The sequence below is a fragment of the Massilia sp. TSP1-1-2 genome, from assembly GCF_049896185.1.
Classification (GTDB): domain Bacteria; phylum Pseudomonadota; class Gammaproteobacteria; order Burkholderiales; family Burkholderiaceae_D; genus Telluria_A.
This window is the reverse complement of the sequence record NZ_JAFCTU010000014.1, coordinates 1-17,482: the sequence shown is the minus strand read 5'-3', so window position 1 is coordinate 17,482 and position 17,482 is coordinate 1. Positions and strand designations below refer to the sequence as shown.

The 17,482-nt window shown below is 62.8% G+C and carries 14 protein-coding genes; 5 read left to right on the top strand and 9 right to left on the bottom strand.

Annotated elements, in window-relative coordinates:
• The first annotated feature begins 14 nt into the window (after positions 1–14).
• Positions 15–626 (top strand): TetR family transcriptional regulator, encoded by a 612-nt coding sequence (locus tag ACP7BV_RS13940; RefSeq protein WP_426104587.1) that lies wholly within the window; start codon positions 15–17, stop codon positions 624–626.
• A gap of 472 nt (positions 627–1,098) precedes the next feature.
• On the opposite strand, the gene tal is transcribed toward ACP7BV_RS13940, so the two are convergent.
• The 9 genes from tal to pgi all read right to left on the bottom strand — a co-directional run bounded on the left by tal (position 1,099) and on the right by pgi (position 13,258).
• On the bottom strand, positions 1,099–2,031 hold the full coding sequence (tal, locus tag ACP7BV_RS13935) for a transaldolase (RefSeq protein WP_426104586.1): 933 nt from the start codon (positions 2,029–2,031) through the stop codon (positions 1,099–1,101).
• A gap of 235 nt (positions 2,032–2,266) precedes the next feature.
• Positions 2,267–2,767 carry a GAF domain-containing protein gene (locus ACP7BV_RS13930; RefSeq protein WP_426104584.1) on the bottom strand — a complete coding sequence of 167 codons (501 nt, stop codon included), beginning with the start codon at positions 2,765–2,767 and terminating at the stop codon, positions 2,267–2,269.
• Between the two features lie 48 nt (positions 2,768–2,815).
• On the bottom strand, positions 2,816–3,670 hold the full coding sequence (locus ACP7BV_RS13925; RefSeq protein WP_426104582.1) for an SIS domain-containing protein: 855 nt from the start codon (positions 3,668–3,670) through the stop codon (positions 2,816–2,818).
• A 4-nt stretch (positions 3,671–3,674) separates the two neighbouring features.
• Entirely contained in the window at positions 3,675–5,144 is a 1,470-nt protein-coding gene (zwf, locus tag ACP7BV_RS13920; RefSeq protein ID WP_426104580.1) for a glucose-6-phosphate dehydrogenase, read from the bottom strand.
• 120 nt (positions 5,145–5,264) lie between these two features.
• Positions 5,265–6,473: a sensor histidine kinase gene (locus tag ACP7BV_RS13915; protein ID WP_426104578.1), complete on the bottom strand. Its 1,209-nt coding sequence runs from the start codon at positions 6,471–6,473 to the stop codon at positions 5,265–5,267.
• Positions 6,470–8,032 (bottom strand): ATPase domain-containing protein, encoded by a 1,563-nt coding sequence (locus ACP7BV_RS13910; RefSeq protein WP_426104576.1) that lies wholly within the window; start codon positions 8,030–8,032, stop codon positions 6,470–6,472. The genes ACP7BV_RS13915 and ACP7BV_RS13910 overlap by 4 nt, the downstream gene beginning before the upstream one ends.
• A gap of 204 nt (positions 8,033–8,236) precedes the next feature.
• Complete coding sequence (locus ACP7BV_RS13905) at positions 8,237–10,291, bottom strand: putative bifunctional diguanylate cyclase/phosphodiesterase (RefSeq protein WP_426104575.1); 2,055 nt, start codon at positions 10,289–10,291, stop codon at positions 8,237–8,239.
• Positions 10,292–10,701: 410 nt separating this feature from the next.
• A complete protein-coding gene (locus tag ACP7BV_RS13900) occupies positions 10,702–11,613 on the bottom strand; it encodes an SMP-30/gluconolactonase/LRE family protein (protein WP_426104573.1) in 912 nt (303 codons plus the stop codon).
• Position 11,614: 1 nt separating this feature from the next.
• Complete coding sequence (pgi, locus tag ACP7BV_RS13895) at positions 11,615–13,258, bottom strand: glucose-6-phosphate isomerase (protein ID WP_426104572.1); 1,644 nt, start codon at positions 13,256–13,258, stop codon at positions 11,615–11,617.
• A 342-nt stretch (positions 13,259–13,600) separates the two neighbouring features.
• Between pgi and edd the strand changes: the two genes are divergently transcribed.
• From edd to ACP7BV_RS13875, 4 genes are all read left to right on the top strand, one after another.
• Positions 13,601–15,523: a phosphogluconate dehydratase gene (gene edd, locus ACP7BV_RS13890; RefSeq protein ID WP_426104570.1), complete on the top strand. Its 1,923-nt coding sequence runs from the start codon at positions 13,601–13,603 to the stop codon at positions 15,521–15,523.
• On the top strand, positions 15,520–16,146 hold the full coding sequence (eda, locus tag ACP7BV_RS13885; RefSeq protein ID WP_426104568.1) for a bifunctional 4-hydroxy-2-oxoglutarate aldolase/2-dehydro-3-deoxy-phosphogluconate aldolase: 627 nt from the start codon (positions 15,520–15,522) through the stop codon (positions 16,144–16,146). Before edd ends, eda begins: the two co-directional genes overlap by 4 nt.
• Before the next feature lie 61 nt (positions 16,147–16,207).
• A complete protein-coding gene (locus ACP7BV_RS13880) occupies positions 16,208–16,417 on the top strand; it encodes a hypothetical protein (protein ID WP_426104566.1) in 210 nt (69 codons plus the stop codon).
• Between the two features lie 391 nt (positions 16,418–16,808).
• Positions 16,809–17,279, top strand: coding sequence for a hypothetical protein (locus ACP7BV_RS13875; RefSeq protein ID WP_426104565.1), 471 nt, complete (start codon positions 16,809–16,811; stop codon positions 17,277–17,279).
• The last annotated feature ends 203 nt before the right edge of the window (positions 17,280–17,482 follow it).

The window sequence follows — 17,482 nt, the reverse complement described above, 5'->3', positions numbered from 1 at the left end:
AGTTTGGAGAAGTAATGGTTCGCAAGACGAAAGAGGACGCGCTGGCAACGCGCCGCAGCATCCTCGAGGCTGCTGCGGCGCTATTTGCCGAGCGCGGCGTATCGGGTACCACGTTGCAGCATATCGCAACTGCGGCGGGCGTGACGCGAGGGGCGATTTACTGGCATTTCGAGGACAAGGGCGCGATGTTCAACGCCATGATGGAATGCGCGTCCATGCCGCTCGAATCGGCCATGCAGCTGCTCGATCAGCCCAACAGCAGCGACCCGTTGGGCGACCTGCGCGAGTATGCCGAGCGGGTTTTCCGTTTGACAGTGGAAGACCCGAAAGCGCGCCGCACGTTTGAAATCGCCACGTTGAAGCTGGAATATACCGATGAGATGACGGTGGTGCGCGAACGGCGCTCGCTCAACCAGGCCGACTGGATCCGGCGCGCCGAAAGCCGGGTGCGGATCGGGATCAAGAAGGGGCAGGTCAAGCCGGACGCCAGACCGAATGCGGTGGCGCTGGGGCTGTGGGTGCTGGTGGAAGGATTGATCAGGAATTGGCTGATCGGTCCGCCGTTTGATTTGGTGAAGCTGGGTGGGGAGATTGTGGGGACGCACCTGGACGGCTTGCGGGTGTGAGGGAATACGGGAGAGTGCGCTACATGGGTCTCAGGAACGCGGGAGTGTGCGTGGCACCACCTCGTTCTCAGGAACGCCGGAGAATGCATGCCGCCATTTCGTCCTTGCGGACGAGGATATTGCACACAATCGCGACATTTGCCGATCTGAAAACCTATACCACATGGTCCTCCCAAAGAGGGTGGAGTAAAACGCGTTGAGATTAGTCGGCGCGACAGAAATTGCGAAGTTTGCGCGCTCGAAAACGAGAACAACATCGTACTCGCGCAGGCGGGTACCCATAGAACGGATGCTAATAGTTCTGTTCGAGTCAATGAGTTACAGTGACCAGCTCGTGTAAATGAAACTGTGACTCGTCGGTTCTATGGGCCCCCGCGTGCGCGAGGACGATGTAACTTTGCTGCACCGCTGGCGCTTCTGCTACAGCCGCGTGCGCGGGGACGATGTGGATTGCTCGCTCAGTGTGTACCCGTCACCGCATCCCGGCAATAATTTGCTTGAGCTTACCGGAATCGGCACAGAAGGCCCGAATGCCTTCGGCCAGCTTCTCGGTGGCCATGGCGTCTTCATTCATCATGAAGCGGAAGGTTTTCTCATCCAGCGCCACTTCCTTGATCGACGCCGCGTCTGCATCATTGCTGAGCTTGCGCTCGACCGTACCTTCGGTCTCCGCCAGTTTCTGCAGCAAGTCCGGGCTGATGGTCAGCAAGTCGCAGCCGGCCAATTCCAGAATCTGCGACGTATTGCGAAAACTTGCACCCATCACTTCGGTCTGGTAGCCGAACTTGCGGTAGTAAGCGTAAATCCGCTTGACCGACTGCACGCCCGGGTCTTCCGCGCCCATGTAATCGATGCCAGTCGACTTTTTGTAGTAATCATAGATGCGGCCAACAAATGGCGAGATCAGCTGCGCACCTGCTTCGGCGCAGGCAATTGCCTGCGGCAACGCAAACAGCAAGGTCATGTTGCAGCGGATGCCCTCGTTCTGCAAAATTTCCGCAGCGCGGATGCCTTCCCAGGTGGAAGCGATTTTGATCAGCACGCGTTCGCGTCCCGCGCCGGCAGCCTCGTACAGCGCGATCAGCTCGCGCCCCTTGGCGACAGTGGCCTCGGTATCGAACGACAAGGCCGCGTCCACCTCGGTCGAGACGCGCCCCGGAATGATCTTCAAAATTTCCATGCCAAAAGCGACCAGCACGCGGTCGATCACGTCGTCAATCGACATGCCGGGATACTCCTTGACGGCATGGTCGAGCAAGTGCTTGTATTCAGGCTTTTGCACCGCTTTCAGAATCAGCGACGGATTGGTCGTCGCGTCCTGCGGCGTGAACTGTTTGATGGATTGGAAGTCGCCCGTGTCGGCAACGACGGTGGTGAATTGCTTAAGTTGTTCGAGCTGGTTCATATGCGCGCTAGTGTCCTGAGTTGGAAGTTCGTTGATTATAAATGTTCCGAAATCGCCATGAGGCATGGAACAAAAGCGGAGCAAGGCCGGGGCCTTGCGAGCATTTTTGACGCAGCATCGTGGGGATTGTCGGAATATTTATACAACGAACTTCCGACTCGGGACACTTGGTAGGTGACAGGATGGGAAATAAGGTCAGGAAAACCATTGTACTCTCGGCGCGCCCCCGCGCATGTCAGCCGAAGTCGGTCGCGTTGATAAAGGCGTCCACCAGCGACTCAAGGCCGGCCTGGTCTTCTTCGCTGAAGCGGTTGAGCAGCGGGCTGTCGATGTCGAACACGCCCAGCAGCGTGCCATCCTTGATGAGGGGGATGACAATTTCGGCGTTCGATGCCGAATCGCAGGCAATGTGCCCGGGAAAAGCGTGCACGTCGGGCACCAGCTGGGTCTTGCGCTGCTGCGCGGCCGCACCGCACACGCCGCGTCCGAACGGGATGCGCGCGCACGCCAGCTTGCCCTGGAACGGGCCAACCAGCAAGTCCTGGCCTTCGCCCTTTTTGCTGGGCTTGGCCAGGTAAAAACCTGCCCAGTTCAGTTCGGCGATGGTGTCGTAGATGAAGGCAGAAAATTGCGCGGCGTTGGCGACCAGGTCGCGCTCGCCGTCGAGAATGCTCTCGACCTGGCGGCGCAGCAGTGCGTAATCGGGTTTCAGTGCAGCGGCGGGAGTGATATACATGGCGTGAGCAGTAAAGTAGCGAGACCGCTATTTTACAAGCACGCTAGTCTAGCCGATGAAGGAATCGAACTGCATGTCGAATTCCTGCAGCGCTTTTTGGGCGTTCTGCATTTTTTTCCTGAATTCGGGGCCGCGTTGCAAGGCCAGGCCGACCGCCAGCACGTCAATGACAACCAGGTAGGCCAGGCGCGCCGAAATGGGCGTGTACGGGTCGGTGTTAAAAACCAGGTCGATGGGAATGAGGACCGTCGCCAAATCGGCCAGCGGCGTGCCCGATGGCGCCAGCACGATCACGTCGGCCCCGCCACGCCGCGCCAGCTTGACCGAGCGGACCAGCGCCGGGCTGTTGCCGCGCTGGGAAATGGCCACCACCGCGTCGCCGCTGTGCAGCAGGGCGGCGGCAATACTGTGGATGTTCGGGTCGGCATAGGCCACCGTCGGCACGCCCGAGCGAAAGAACTTGTGCTGGGCGTCGGCGGCGACAATGCCCGACGTGCCCTGTCCGTAAAACTCGATCTTGTTCGCGCGCGACAAAATGTCGAGCGCGCGCTGCACCGCTTCCGGATTCAAGTTGTTGCGCAAGTCGAGCAAGGTGTTGATCGAGCGGCTGCAAATCTTGTTGACCAGGTCCGAAGCCAGGTCGTCCTGCGCCGGCTGCTCGTTCACCCCGGGCATGGCCAGCGCCAGCCCTTGCGCCAGTTTCAGCTTGAATTCGTGCCAGCCGTCGTAGCCCAGCGTGCGGCAAAAGCGCACCACGGTCGGCTCGGACACTTGCGCGCTTTTGGCCAGCGCGGTGATGTTCTGGCTGACCGTGGCGCCGGGATGGTCAAGCACCGCCTGCGCGACTTTTTTCTCCGACTTGGAGAGCGAGTCGAGCTGGGTGCGGATCGAGTCGAGCAGCACGGGTTCAGTCTTCCGGCAAGGCTTCTTCGCGCCACTGCAGGCCGTCGCGGCCGATCAGTGCGCTGGCCGCGGCAGGGCCCCAGGTACCGGCCGAATACGGAATCGGCACGCTGTCGTCTTCTTCCCAATGGTCCAGGATCGGCTCAACCCATTCCCACGCCGCTTCCAGTTCGTCGCCCCGCATGAACAGCGTCAGCTGCCCGCGCAGCACGTCGAGCAGCAAGCGCTCGTACGCATCCATGCGCGGCGTCTTGAACTGCTCGCGGAAGTCGAGTTCGAGTTCGGCTTGCTTCAAGCGCATGCTGTCGCCCGGCGTTTTGGCCATCAGGTTCAGCGACAAGCCTTCGTCCGGCTGCAGGCGGATTACCAGGCTGTTGGGCTGAAAGCTGCTGGTGGGCTGATTGAAAATCGAGTGCGGGATCTGCTTGAAGCGCACCACGATTTCGGCCAGGCTGTCGGCCATGCGTTTGCCGGTGCGCAGGTAGAACGGCACGCCCGCCCAGCGCCAGGTGTCAATTTCTGCCTTGATGGCGACGAACGTTTCGGTGCTCGACTTTTGCGGCGCATCGGGCTCTTCGCGGTAGCTCGGCACGGCCTTGCCATCCACATGGCCGGCGCGATACTGGCCGCGCACGATGTTTTGCGCCAGCGTGGTCGGGGTGAAGCGCTTGAGTGAACGCAGTACCTGCAGCTTGGCGTCGCGCACGGCGTCGGGCGAAATGGACGTGGGCGGCTCCATGGCCACGATGCACAGTAGCTGCAGCAGGTGGTTTTGCAGCATGTCGCGCAGCGCGCCGGACGTGTCGTAGTAACCCATGCGGTTGCCCACGCCGATTTTTTCGGCGATCGTGATCTGCACGTCGGAAATCCATTCGCGGCGCCACAGCGGCTCGAACAGAATGTTCCCGAAGCGCAGAGCCAGCAAGTTCTGCACGGTTTCCTTGCCCAGGTAATGGTCGATCCGGTAGATCTGCGATTCGGCAAACACTTTGCCGACTTCAAGATTGATCTGCTTGGCCGATGCGAGGTCGCGCCCCAGCGGCTTTTCAAGCACCACGCGCGAATTGGGCGTGGCCAGGCCGGCGTTGTCGAGGTTGTCGCAAATTTGCGCGAACAAGTGGGGCGGGGTGGCCAGGTAATACACGCGCGTGACCGCGTCGTCCTTGCGCAGCGCTTCGACCAGCGGGCCATAGGTGGCCGGGTCGGTCGCGTTCAGCGACACATAGACGATGCGCTGGATGAACTTGGCCCAGCCGTTGGCATTCGGCGCGGTCTTGATGTGCGGCTTGGATGTGCTTTCGACGGTGGCCAGGAATTCTTCCTGCGACCAGTCGTGGCGGCCCACGCAGATGATGCGGGCGCTGGCCGGCAAGTCGTTGGCGATGTCGCGCGCGAACATCGCGGGCAGCAGTTTGCGCATCGACAGGTCGCCGCTGCCGCCAAAAAGAACGAGGTCGAAATCGGTAAGGGCCATGGTAAGTTCTCGCAATAGTTGGGTGCTGGAGTAATGTAAATTTACTACATAAATGAAGCATTTGCAAGTAATTTTACTACGAAAGCTGTCCTCGCGGCGCTGTGGCGGCTTGCATCCGCCCTACAAAAACAGGGGCAGGCGGAGGGTGAAGGTGGTGCCCTGGTTCTTGCCGCCGCTGGCCGCGGTCAGTGTACCGTCGTGCAGTTCGACGATGCGCCGCGCGATGTACAGGCCCAGTCCGAGGCCAGTGGTGTTGCCCTCCCGCTGCAGCGTGAAGGCGCCAAACACGTGCGCCAGGTCGCGCGCGGCGATGCCCTGGCCATTGTCGGCCACGTCGATTTCGACATGACCACGGCTTTGCCCGATCCTGATCTGGATCGCGCCGCCCGGCGGCGTGAACTTGATCGCATTGAGCAGCAAATTCCACAGCACTTGCTGCAGGCGGTGGCTGTCGGCGTACACCACAATGCTGTCGCCTTGGTCGGACGGCGCCACGCTGAAGGCGATCGCTTTTTCATGCGTCTGCACTTCGATGGTCGATACCGCGTCGCGCACGATGCGCCCAAGCGAGGCGCGCGTGCGGTTGACCGACATTTGCCCGGTCAAGGTGCGCGCCGCGTCGATCAGGTCGTCGATCATGCCCGCTTCCTGGCGTACGTGCACGCGCATGGCCAGCAGCGCGCTTTCAACCGGCTTGGGCAAATCCTTGACGGTCTTGAGCAGCACTTCGACCCGCATCGACAGGGCCGACAGGGGCGTGCGCATTTCGTGCGAGACGGTGGCCAGGAACAGGTCGCGCGTGCGGCTGACGCGATTGAGTTCCTCGATCGTTTCGCGCTGGCGGTCGGTGGTGTTCACCAGCGTTTGCAGCAGCGCCGTGTAGGTCGCCAGGCGCGCGTTTGAGACCGGCGGCTCAAGGCGCACCTCGTTCCACAGCGCCTGCCCCGACACGCCCGCCTGGGCGCCGATCTGTTCGCACTCGATGGGCGAACTGAAGTTGCCAAAGCTCCAGCCGTACACCAGCACACCGTATACCTGGCCGAAGTGCGTGAGGGGCATGGCGCACACCCGCATGCCGTGCAGGACGGCACCGGCCGGCGCGCGCACCAGGCGCCGCTCGAGCGCCGTGCCGGCGCCGTCCTCGTGCCACAGGGAGCCGGTAGCAAGCAGCTGCGCGCTGCGCGACGCCGTCAGCGGGCCAATGCGGCGCGCGCCGTCCATGTCGTAGGCCGACACCGTCAGTCCGGTGGCCTGCGCAAATTGGTCGAGCGGCTGGCGCCAGCTGTCCCAGTCGTGTCCCTTATCCTCGGGCAGCGCGACGCTGATCACGACGACGCTGCAGTCGGCAGCTCGACCGATTCCGGCATCTTGTCGCCATGCGCGACCGCTTCGTCGATCAGGGGACTCTGGCGTGACGGGGAGCGCGACAGCAAGCCGTAGTAGGACGAAAACGGCAGCTGCGGCACCACGCCGGCCGGGTCGGCATGGCCGGCGCTTTCGTCGAGCAGCAGCAGGCCGCCTTCGCCGATCACGTATTCGCGCGTGATCTGCCGGTTGCGGCTGCCGCGCACCTTGGGAATGGCGATCGCGCGCCGCAGTACGGTCGAAATCTCGACGTAATTGAGCAAGATGATGTTGTCGACCAGGTGCGAGCCCTTGAGCTCCTGGCTGATCTGCGACAGGCCCAACAGCTCCGGGCTTTCATAGTTCAGGAAGATCGTCGCCAGGCGGTCCTTGAAAAAAGTCGCCACCGCGTACAGGTAGTTGGCCACTTCGGCCGGGCTGGTCATCTCGTACACCGCGCACGAGTCAAACACCACGCAGTCGATGCCTTCCTGCTCGACCAGCTTGATGACGCGGTCGAAGTGCACGTCCAGTTCCAGTTCAAGCGGCGACTCGTAATGGATGAACAGCTCGCCGCGCGCGAGCATGCCTTCGAGGTCGAAGCCGAGCGAGGCGGCGTTGCGCATCAGCTGACGCGGGTGCTCGTCGAGGCTGACCAGAAGCGTCTTGTGGCCGGCCTTGATGCAAGCGTCCAGGAACTGCACGCTGAGCACCGTCTTGCCGGTGCCGGATATGCCGCTCAGCATGGTGACCGATCCCTTGTACAAGCCGCCGTCCATCATCTCGTCAATCGGCGCCGAACCGATCGACAGGCGCTCGTTCGAGGTGGGCTGGTCGGGCGAGTTGTGCGGGCGCGACTGGGCGCGGCGGTACACGTGGATGCCCTTGCCGCCTTCGATGCGCATGGTGTGGCTGCCGCCGATGAAGTCCTGGCCGCGCGACTTGAGTACCGTCAGGCGGCGCTGCACGCGCCGGTTCTGTTCCTGGCGCGTGAGCGAGATGATGGTGTCGAACACAAAGCGCTCGTGGGCCGGCACGGTGCCCAGCGTTTCGTCGCGCTCGGCCGTCATGAGCGTGGTCACGCCCAGCCGGTTGATGCCTTCGATGAGCAGGTGCAGGTCTTCGCGAAACGGCAGCTCGTGCACCTCGGCGTACAGGCGCAGCGGGGTCAGGCCGTCGATCAGCAGGCGCTTGGTGCCCATCGCACGCAGCGTTTCGGCAAAGGCGCCGTCGGGGTTGCGAAATTCGGACAGCAGCACGGCGGGGCTGGTCTGGATCACCTTGATCATGCCGCGCTCGATCTGCGCCTGCAAGTCCCAGCAAAACAGCGCCGCGTCGCGCAGCAGCTTGGCGGCATCGAGTTCGAACGAGACGATCGCGCCCGGCTCGTTGTACAGCGCGGCCCCGGCATGGATGAAGCCGAGGCCAAGGGTGGTCTTGCTGGCGCCGGGCGCGCCTTCAACCAGCAGGTTATTCTGGCGCGGCAGGCCGCCGCGCAATACTTCATCCAACCCGGTGATACCCGTCTTGACCAGCGTGTCCACATCATTCCTTTGAAGTAGCAAGCTTAAATTTGCATTGGAAGTTTAGCAGTTTTGTTTGTTCGCTCGCGTACGTAAGGGTTGTAGATTGGCAACGGTTGGTGGCATTCGCGGTGCGGTTGCGGGCAGCATGGAAGCACGCATCCCACAAGGAGCCTTACTTGGCGAGATGTGTCGATGCTGCGGGCGTTGCCGATGTCAGCTTGCTCAGCGGGCGGCAATAAATTCCGCCAGCGCCGCCTCGGTCAGCGGCCGGCTGTACAAATACCCCTGGTATTCACTGCAGCCGGCACAGGCAATGAAGGCCAGCTGTTCAGGCGTCTCCACCCCTTCAGCGAGCACCGTCAGCCTGAGCGCCTTGCCCAGCGCCAGGATGGTGTGGGCAATGGCCGCGCCTTGCTGGCCGCCGAGTGCGTCGCGCACAAAACTCTTGTCGATCTTGAGCTGGCTGAGCGGCAGGCGGTGCAAATACGACAGCGACGAGTAACCGGTACCGAAATCGTCCAGCGAAAAGCGCACTCCAGCCAGCTTGAGCTGGTCCATCTTGGCGATGGTGCCTTCAACGTCGTTGACCAACAGGCTCTCGGTCAGCTCCAGCTTGAGGCGCTCGGGCGGCGCGCCGGTGGCGGCCAGCACGTCGAGCACCTGGGCGACAAAATCGGGCCGGTGCAGCTGGTGGGCGCTGACGTTGACCGCCATCGTCAGGTGGGCGCTGGCTGGCGCGCCGGTCCAGCGCGCCAGCAGTTCGCACGCGGTGCGCATCACCCACTGGCCCAGCGGCAGGATCAAGCCGCTTTCTTCGGCCGGCGCAATAAAGTCGTTGGGCGGCACCATTCCGCGCGTGGGGTGGTTCCAGCGCACCAGCGCCTCGACCCCCGTCATGCGTCCGTCCACTTCGGCCAGCGGCTGGTAGTGCAGCAGAAAGTGGCCCGACGAGAGGCCCTGGCGCAGGTCCGCCTCAAGCGCCACGCGGTCGTGCAGGCGCGACTGCAGCTCGGGCGAATACAGCGCGTAGGCGTTGCGCCCGGCGCCCTTGGCCTGGTACATGGCAAGGTCAGCGCGCTGCAGCAAGGTGTCCGGGCTAACCGCCTCGCCGTCGAACAGGGTGACGCCGATGCTGGCGGTACTGTACTGGTCAATGCCGGCGATCTCGAAGCCACCGTTAAAGCACCCGAGCAGCGCGCCGGCGGCGGCTGTGGCGCGCTGCTGCGCCAACTCGCGCTCGGCGCCCAGGTCGTCGAGCAGGATCACGAATTCGTCGCCGCCAAAGCGGGCCACGATATCGGCCGTGCCGACCGCCGCGCACACGCGCTGCGCGACCATCTGCAGCAGCAGGTCGCCCTTGTCGTGCCCGCGCGTGTCGTTGATGCTCTTGAAGTTGTCCAGGTCGATAATCAACAGGGCCCGGTAGCGCCCTGCGGCGTGGTTGGCGGCGATCGCTTGCTCGACATGCGTGACCAGCAGTTCGCGGTTGGGCAGGCCGGTGAGCTTGTCGAAGTAGGCCAGCGTGTGGATTTTCGCTTCGCTCGCCTTGCGCTCGCTGATATCGAGGATGTAGACGGCCAGGCCTTCCTCGGACGGATAGGCGCGGATTTCGGTCCACAGCTTGAGCGGAGCGTAGTGTTCGACAAAGGCGACCGAGCAGTTCTCGCGCATGGCGCGGTGGTATTGAATGAAGTAGGGACCGTCCACCGCCTCCGGGAAGCGGTCCCAGATGTTCATGCCCAGCACTTCCTCGCGCGTGCATTGCAACAGCCGTTCAGCGGTACCGTTGATGAACGTGAAGCGCCATTCGCGGTCGAGCATGACGACGGCGTCGGTGATGCTCTCGAGCGTCGTGGTCAGGCGCGTGGCAAGAATGCGGCGGTCGCTGTCGGCGTGTTTGGCCTCGGTGATGTCCTGGAACCCACCCTGCACGCGGGTGACCGCGCCCTCGGCGCCAGAGACGGCTTCCGCCGTTATCCGTACCCATTTTCGTACGCCGCTTGCGCTGATGACCTGCATCTCTTCGTCAAAACCAATGCCATCGTTGGCGCAGCCGTCAAACAATTGTCTGGCACGCGCGCGCCACCCGGGCGGGTGGTAGGCGATCGCCTCAGCCACGGTGGGCGAGGCGCCATGCGGGACCTCGACGATATCGCACACTTCGTTGGACCAGAACATTCGGTCGCTCAGCAAATCCACAATCCAGCCGCCCAGGTGAGCGATGCGCCCGGCGATATGCACCAGCGTCTCATCGGGAAGGCGTGGGCTGGTGCTCATGACGGGTTGCGACGTGACGCGCTCATTGGCAACTCCTCGGGATTGTGCGCTGCTGCAAAACATTGTAGCGCGCAAGGTCGAAAGCGTGGGGTTTGCGCCACGCCTGACAAACGCCACAAAAAAATACAATTAAGTAATTTTTCTCCGGTGCTATATTTTCGCCTTACTCCAGCCTTGACGGGCGGCGATGCCAGACATTGTCTTGCGGCTCACCTTTGAGAGCAGCTACTTCGAGCCATACCGTGCTTGCGCGGATGCTGGGGCGCGCTGCGCCAAGCGAGCAGATTGCCACGCTCAAGGAACACCTGATCAATATTGCCACTCACATCCCGCAAGGGATGAATGTAGCGTGGGATTAGGGCCGGGATGTCATCCGTTCCGGGACTCTCAACCCAACCGTGTCGCGGCAATCAAGGCAAATACATCGGCTCCTCGCGCCCCGCGACCTCAAGTCGCAGCGACAGCACGCACCCTGTCAGCGGATACTGTTCGCGCTCCGCGGCCGGGCGGCCATGGCTGGCGCTGGTGACATACAGCGTGCGCAGGTCGTCGCCGCCAAAGGCGATCATGGTCGGGCAGCGCAGCGGCAGCGCGACCTCGCACAGCAGTTCGCCCTGCGGCGAAAAGCGCAGCAGGCGGCCGCCTTCGAACATCGCGCACCAGTAAGCGCCTTCGCTGTCGACGGCAGCACCGTCCGGACGCCCGCCATAGTTGTTGGCCTTGTCGCTCGAAAACTGATGGAACGGCTCGCGGTGCGACACCATTCCCGTTTCCGCGTCAAAGTTGTAGCGGTCGACGCGGTGGGCGGTGGTGTCGGCGTGGTACATGGCATGCTGCTCGGGTGCGAACGCCAAGCCGTTGGAGTTGGTCATCCCGCCCGACCATTTCAAGGTCAGCGCACCTTTTTCGAGGCAGTACATCTCGGCCGCCGGCTGGTCGCGCGGCTCGTAGATGGTGCCGACCCAGAAGCGCCCGGCGCCATCGACGCAGCCGTCGTTGAAACGCGCAATGGCCGTATCGTAAGGCGCCGGTGCGATGGGCGATACTTCGCCCGAGCCGGTGTCGAGGTGCACGAAGCCGCTGCGGGTCGCCACCACCAGGCCGCCGTGCGAATGGATCGCGATGGCGGCCGGTTCGCTTTCCATGCGCCATTCGCGGTGTTCGCCGGTCAGGGGATGGATGCGGTGCACTTTGTAGCCGGCGATGTCGACCCAGTAGATATTGCGTTCGGCGGGGTGCCACAGGGGGCATTCGCCCACCAGCATGGGGTCGGCGTGGACGACGGTAAATTGGTCGATGGTCCTTGGGGTCCGGTACGGCATATTAAACCGCGGCCTTTGCCATGGCAATCAGGCCGTTGGTAGAGCTGTCGTGCTGGGCTGGCTGGGCGTCGCCGTTGAGCTCTGCCTCGATCTTTTTGGCCAGCACTTTGCCCAGCTCGACGCCCCACTGGTCGAAGCTGTTCACGTCCCAGATCACGCCTTGCACAAACGTCTTGTGTTCATACAGCGCAATGAGCGCGCCCAGCGTGTAGGGCGTCAGGTATTCCATCAGAATGGTGTTGCTGGGTCGGTTGCCGGGGAAGGTCTTGTGCGGCGCCAGATCGGTGATTTGCGCCTCCGTCAAGCCCTGGCCCTGCAAGTCCTGCTTCACTTCGGCGGTGGTCTTGCCGCGCATGAAGGCTTCCGACTGCGCGAAGCAGTTGGCCAACAGCGCCGCATGGTGGTGGCCCATCTCGTGGGCCGGCCGCAGCGCGGCGATGAAGTCGATCGGCGTGACGTCGGTCCCCTGGTGCAGCAGCTGGAAGTAGGCGTGCTGGCCGTTGGTACCGCAGTCGCCCCAGATGACCGGGCAGGTGAGGGTGTCGACCGGCTGGCCGCCCTTGGTCACGCACTTGCCGTTGCTTTCCATGTCGAGCTGCTGCAGGTAGGCCGGGAAGCGGTTCAGGTCCTGGTGGTAGGGCGCGATCGACAGCGACGGGCAACCCAGGAACTGGCGGTTCCAAAAGCCGATCATGGCCAGCAGCACCGGCATGTTCTTTTCCAGTGGCGCCTCCTTGAAGTGCAGGTCCAGCGCGTGCGCGCCGGCCAGCAGGTCGCTGAAGTAGCCGTGGCCGACGGCCAGCATGACCGACAGGCCGATCGCCGACCAGACCGAATAGCGCCCGCCCACCCAGTCCCAGAACGGGAACATATTGGCCGGATCGATGCCGAACGTTTTGATCGCTTCGGTATTGGTGGAGACGGCCACGAAATGCTTGGCCAGCGCATCGGCGCCGGCGCGCTCGAGGAACCAGGCGCGCGCGCTTTGCGCGTTCATCATGGTCTCGGTGGTGGTGAAGGTCTTGGAGGCGATGATGAACAAGGTGGTCTCGGGATGGACCTTGCCGAGCGCGGCGTCGAGGTCGTGCCCGTCGACGTTGGAGACGAAGTGCAGTTTCAGGCGCGGGTGGGCGTACTGGCGCAGCGCCAGGCAGACCATTTTGGGGCCCAGGTCCGAGCCGCCGATGCCGATGTTGACGATGTCGGTGATCGGCTTGCCGCTGTGGCCGAGCCAGATGCCGGCGCGCACCGCATCGGTGAATACGCGCATGCGCTCCAGAACCCCGTGCACGTCGGCGCTGACGTCCTGGCCGTCGACCATCAGCGCCAGCTCGCGCGGCGCGCGCAGGGCGGTGTGCAGCACGGCGCGGTGTTCGGAGAGGTTGATGCGCTCGCCGGCGAACATGGCGTCGCGCTGGTCTTCCACGCCGCGCTCGCGCGCCAGATCGGCCAGCAGTTCAAGCGTGCGCGCATCGAGGCGGTTTTTTGAATAGTCTAGGAACAGGCCGGCCGCGTCGACCGTGAACGCGGGAAAACGCGCCGGGTCGTTGGCGAACAGGTCGCGCAGCAGCCAGTCTTCGGCTTCGAGCGCGTGCGTTTCAAGGGCTTGGTAGCTGGCGGTCGTGCTCAGGGCGATCTGGCGCATGGGAGTATGGTCGGAGGTTGGTTGTGCTTAGATTATCGAATCATACAAGAATTTGCGTAAATTCACTACAAACGGTGTTGAGGCCGCGGGCGGCGCGTGGCGGAATGCGGGTCGGGCCCTTTTCCGCCCTACGGAAATGGATGACGTCGGAAGGGGGTAAAAGGGCGCGGCGCGCATTGCGCGACATAGCGACAATCAGTTATGACCGTAGGGCGGAAAAGCGCGCAGCGCGCATTCCGCCATATCGCTGCCCGGGTCTCAAAACCCAATGTTTGTGTGAAATGTTCGGTTCCAGCAGTTTTTGTAGTAAAATTTCATGAAATTAATTCATAAGGAATGGCCATGGCCTTGCATCCCGTAGTTGAAGCGGTCACCAGTCGCATCATCAAACGCAGCGCGCCGTCGCGCGCGGCGTACCTGGCGCATCTTGACGCCGCCCGCCTGCAAGGCCCGCAGCGCGGCGCCTTGTCGTGCACCAACCTGGCGCACGGCTTCGCGGCCTTTCCCGCCAACGACAAGCTCAAGCTGCGCGAACTGAAAAAACCGTCGGTCGCCATCGTCTCGTCGTATAACGACATGCTTTCGGCGCACCAGCCGTTCGAGTCCTTCCCGGCCATCATCAAGGATGCGGTGCGCGAAGCGGGCGCGGTGGCGCAGTTCGCCGGCGGCGTGCCGGCCATGTGCGACGGCGTCACCCAAGGCCAGCCGGGCATGGAGCTGTCGCTGTTTTCGCGCGACGCCATCGCCATGAGCACCGCCATCGCGCTGTCGCACAATATGTTCGACGCCGCGCTGTACCTGGGCGTGTGCGACAAGATTGTGCCGGGCCTGCTGATCGGCGCGCTGCACTTCGGCCACCTGCCGGCGGTGTTCGTGCCGGCCGGCCCGATGACCAGCGGGATCTCGAACAAGGAAAAGGCGCGCATCCGCCAGCTCTACGCGCAAGGCAAGGCCACGCGCGAAGAGCTGCTCGAGTGCGAAGCCGGTTCGTATCACAGCGCCGGCACCTGTACCTTTTACGGCACCGCCAACAGCAACCAGATGCTGATGGAGATCATGGGCCTGCACCTGCCGGGCGCCGCCTTCATCACGCCGGGCACGCCGCTGCGCGACGCGCTCACCGCGGCCGCCGCCAAGCGCGCGGTCGAAATTTCCCAGCAGGGCGGCACCTACATCCCGGTCGGCCATGTGGTCGACGAAAAATGCATCGTCAACGCGGTGGTGGGCCTGTTGGCCACCGGCGGCTCGACCAACCACACGCTGCACCTGGTGGCAATCGCCAAGGCAGCCGGCATCGTCATCGACTGGGACGACTTCAATGAGTTGTCGGCCATCGTCCCGATGCTAACGCGGATCTACCCGAACGGCGACGCCGACGTCAACCACTTTCAGGCCGCCGGCGGCCCGGGCTTCGTGATCCGCGAACTGCTTGACGCGGGCCTCTTGCACGACGACGTCACCACCATTTTGGGGCGCGGCTTGCGCGCCCACTGCGCCGAGCCGTTCAGCGACGGCGCCGGCGCTGGCGTGTACTGGAAGCCGGTGCCTGAGAAGAGCGCCGACGAGAACGTGCTGCGCGCGGCGGTTAATCCCTTTGCGCCCGACGGCGGCATGGTGCTGGTAGCCGGCAACCTTGGCCGCGCCGTGATGAAAGTGTCGGCCGTCAAGCCGGAGCACCGCGTGGTCGAAGCGCCCGCGCTGACCTTCAATTCGCAGGAAGACTTCATGCACGCCTACAGCGCCGGCAAGCTCGATCGCGATTTCGTCGCGGTGCTGCGCTTCCAGGGCCCGCGCGCCAACGGCATGCCGGAGCTGCACGCACTCACGCCGGCGCTGGCCAACCTGCAGGACGCCGGGCGCCACGTGGCCCTGGTCACCGACGGGCGCATGTCGGGCGCGTCGGGCAAGGTGCCGGCGGCGATCCACGTCTCGCCTGAAATTCTCGCGGGCGGCCCGCTTGGCCTGGTGCGCGACGGCGACATCATTCGCCTGGACGCGGGCGCCGGCACGCTCGAAGCGCTGGTGCCGGCCGCTGTGTGGGCGGCGCGCTCTCTGGCTACGACCGACCTCTCGCCCAACCAGGTGGGCATGGGGCGTGAACTGTTTTCGATGTTCCGCAGTACCATCAGCGAAGCGGAGAAGGGCGCCACCACCTTCGCGCTGCCATCGCCGATCCACACCACCCTGCCGCTGCACGAGGCCGCCGACATTGGCGACACCGTACCCGGTTCCGACGAAGACACCCTGATCAAGAACCCAATATGACCATGACCTTACTTGACATCATGCGCTCGGCGAGCGTCATCCCCGTGATTGCCATCGACGATCCGGAGCACGCCGTTCCCCTGGCCCGCGCGCTCGTTGCCGGCGGCATTTGCGTGCTTGAAGTGACGCTGCGCACGCCCCACGGTCTGCGTGCGATTCGCGACATGGCGCAAGTGCCGGGCGCGATCCTCGGCGTGGGCACGCTCACCCTGCCCGAAGAATTCGCCGCCGCGCGCGATGCGGGCGCCGTGTTCGGCGTCTCGCCGGGCCTCACGCCAGCGTTGATTGAAGCGTCGCGCAAAAGCGGCCTGGCGCTCCTGCCCGGCGTGATGACGCCGTCCGAAGTAATGGCCGCGCGCGAGGCCGGCTTTCGTCAGCTCAAACTGTTCCCGGCGGTGCCGGCCGGCGGCGTGGGCATGCTTAACGCCATTGGTGGTCCGCTGCCTGACGTGACGTTCTGCCCGACGGGCGGCATTTCGATCGACACCGCGCCGCAGTTTTTGGCTTGCAAAAACGTGGCCTGCGTTGGCGGCTCGTGGCTCACGCCCAAGGATGCGATTGCGTCGGGCGACTGGGCCCGCATCACCGAACTGGCGCGCGCGGCGGCGGCACTGCGGCGCTAGGCTTGACGGCGCCCGTGCGCGCCGCACAGCGCAGCGCTTTCGCGCGCTGACGGCGGGCACGATGGCGCTGCGCCGGTTTGGCGCGGCCATCAATTTCGCTGCCGTGCGTATTTTCAACCGGCGCTACCTGCCGTTCGGCCTGCAGCCGAAAAACGGCGTGATGACCGCGAACGGGGCGATCTACTTTCACCGCTCCTGCTGCCTGCGCAGTTTTTCGGCAGGCAGCGAGCACGCCCGCTACGGGTTCCTCCTTGCGCCGCTGGATCGGTGAATATGACCCATTGAAAGTCCAGATAGCCCCGCTTGTGTATGAGGTCTGGCTCTGGGGAACCCGTGAAGAAATGGAAGGTATCCTCGGGGCTGCAACAGCGCGATTTCCTTCCCTTTTCGCGCTTCGCACGAGCAACGCGATCAATGGAATCTACAGTGCCCGGGTGCTAATCGAGACAGGTTTCGATAAGTACAAAGCTCAGCAATGGCGCGGCAGATGGTCAATAAACTTGTTTTAAGCGCCGTCGAGTACGATCGGCAGAGGTCGGCCAACAGTGGTCATTGGGTCTGATTTAGAATCTGGCTTTACAATGGAAAGATTTTTGGCACCCATGACGAATTGGCGCGACGAATTAAACCGTATTACGGTCGAGTTTTGGTGTGGAGTTGGTATGCTGGAAGAGCTGCCCAACATTGCTGACGCTGCCAATATTGATTTAGGTGAAGCGCATCCGGACATATGGCAATTCTATACATGTACATCAGATGGTCAGGCGAAGGATCTTACATCAAAAGTAGCGTTTCACCTGAACAGATTTGTCCCGGAGTCTTGGGAGGCACTGCCTTATGCGCAAGATGCGCTGAAGCGGGCGTTAGATAATTTCGCTGCTCACAAAATGTCAGTTCACGCGTTGTGCAGACTAGTACAAGATTTAGACTCCACATTCAACATCAATCTAAGTGACTTGCCTCAGCCGGCATCCCTCTCGGAGTTGAACGAGTGGTGGATGGGGACGCTTTGGGATTGCTGCGATTGGTGCGGGGAGAACCGGACGCATGAAGATCACCCTTCGCTACTTGCAGAGGCCCGGCGGGTGGCTACCATGTTGTCTGAAATCGCCTTTAAACGTTCTCGACTATAAACAGTATTTTTGTGCAGGCAGCGATAAAGTTGCTGCTGTGGAGTTCCGGGGGCCATCGCTATAGCCGCTGTCGTAGCGTCGAGTACAATCGGCAGTAGTCGGCAAATAGCAGACGGGCGGAATGAATTGCCGGGGCAGTCTATTATGGGAACATAGGAAGAAAGTGACTGTTCAGCCGCTATGCTGCGAGCTAGATAGGATTG

Excerpts from the sequence above, each read along its gene's own strand:
- ACP7BV_RS13940 (WP_426104587.1), top strand. The coding sequence starts at position 15 with ATGGTTCGCAAGACGAAAGAGGACGCGCTGGCAACGCGCCGCAGCATC.
- tal (WP_426104586.1), bottom strand. The coding sequence starts at position 2,031 with ATGAACCAGCTCGAACAACTTAAGCAATTCACCACCGTCGTTGCCGAC.
- ACP7BV_RS13930 (WP_426104584.1), bottom strand. The coding sequence starts at position 2,767 with ATGTATATCACTCCCGCCGCTGCACTGAAACCCGATTACGCACTGCTG.
- zwf (WP_426104580.1), bottom strand. The coding sequence starts at position 5,144 with ATGGCCCTTACCGATTTCGACCTCGTTCTTTTTGGCGGCAGCGGCGAC.
- ACP7BV_RS13905 (WP_426104575.1), bottom strand. The coding sequence starts at position 10,291 with ATGAGCACCAGCCCACGCCTTCCCGATGAGACGCTGGTGCATATCGCC.
- ACP7BV_RS13900 (WP_426104573.1), bottom strand. The coding sequence starts at position 11,613 with ATGCCGTACCGGACCCCAAGGACCATCGACCAATTTACCGTCGTCCAC.
- pgi (WP_426104572.1), bottom strand. The coding sequence starts at position 13,258 with ATGCGCCAGATCGCCCTGAGCACGACCGCCAGCTACCAAGCCCTTGAA.
- edd (WP_426104570.1), top strand. The coding sequence starts at position 13,601 with ATGGCCTTGCATCCCGTAGTTGAAGCGGTCACCAGTCGCATCATCAAA.
- eda (WP_426104568.1), top strand. The coding sequence starts at position 15,520 with ATGACCATGACCTTACTTGACATCATGCGCTCGGCGAGCGTCATCCCC.
- ACP7BV_RS13880 (WP_426104566.1), top strand. The coding sequence starts at position 16,208 with ATGGCGCTGCGCCGGTTTGGCGCGGCCATCAATTTCGCTGCCGTGCGT.
- ACP7BV_RS13875 (WP_426104565.1), top strand. The coding sequence starts at position 16,809 with ATGCTGGAAGAGCTGCCCAACATTGCTGACGCTGCCAATATTGATTTA.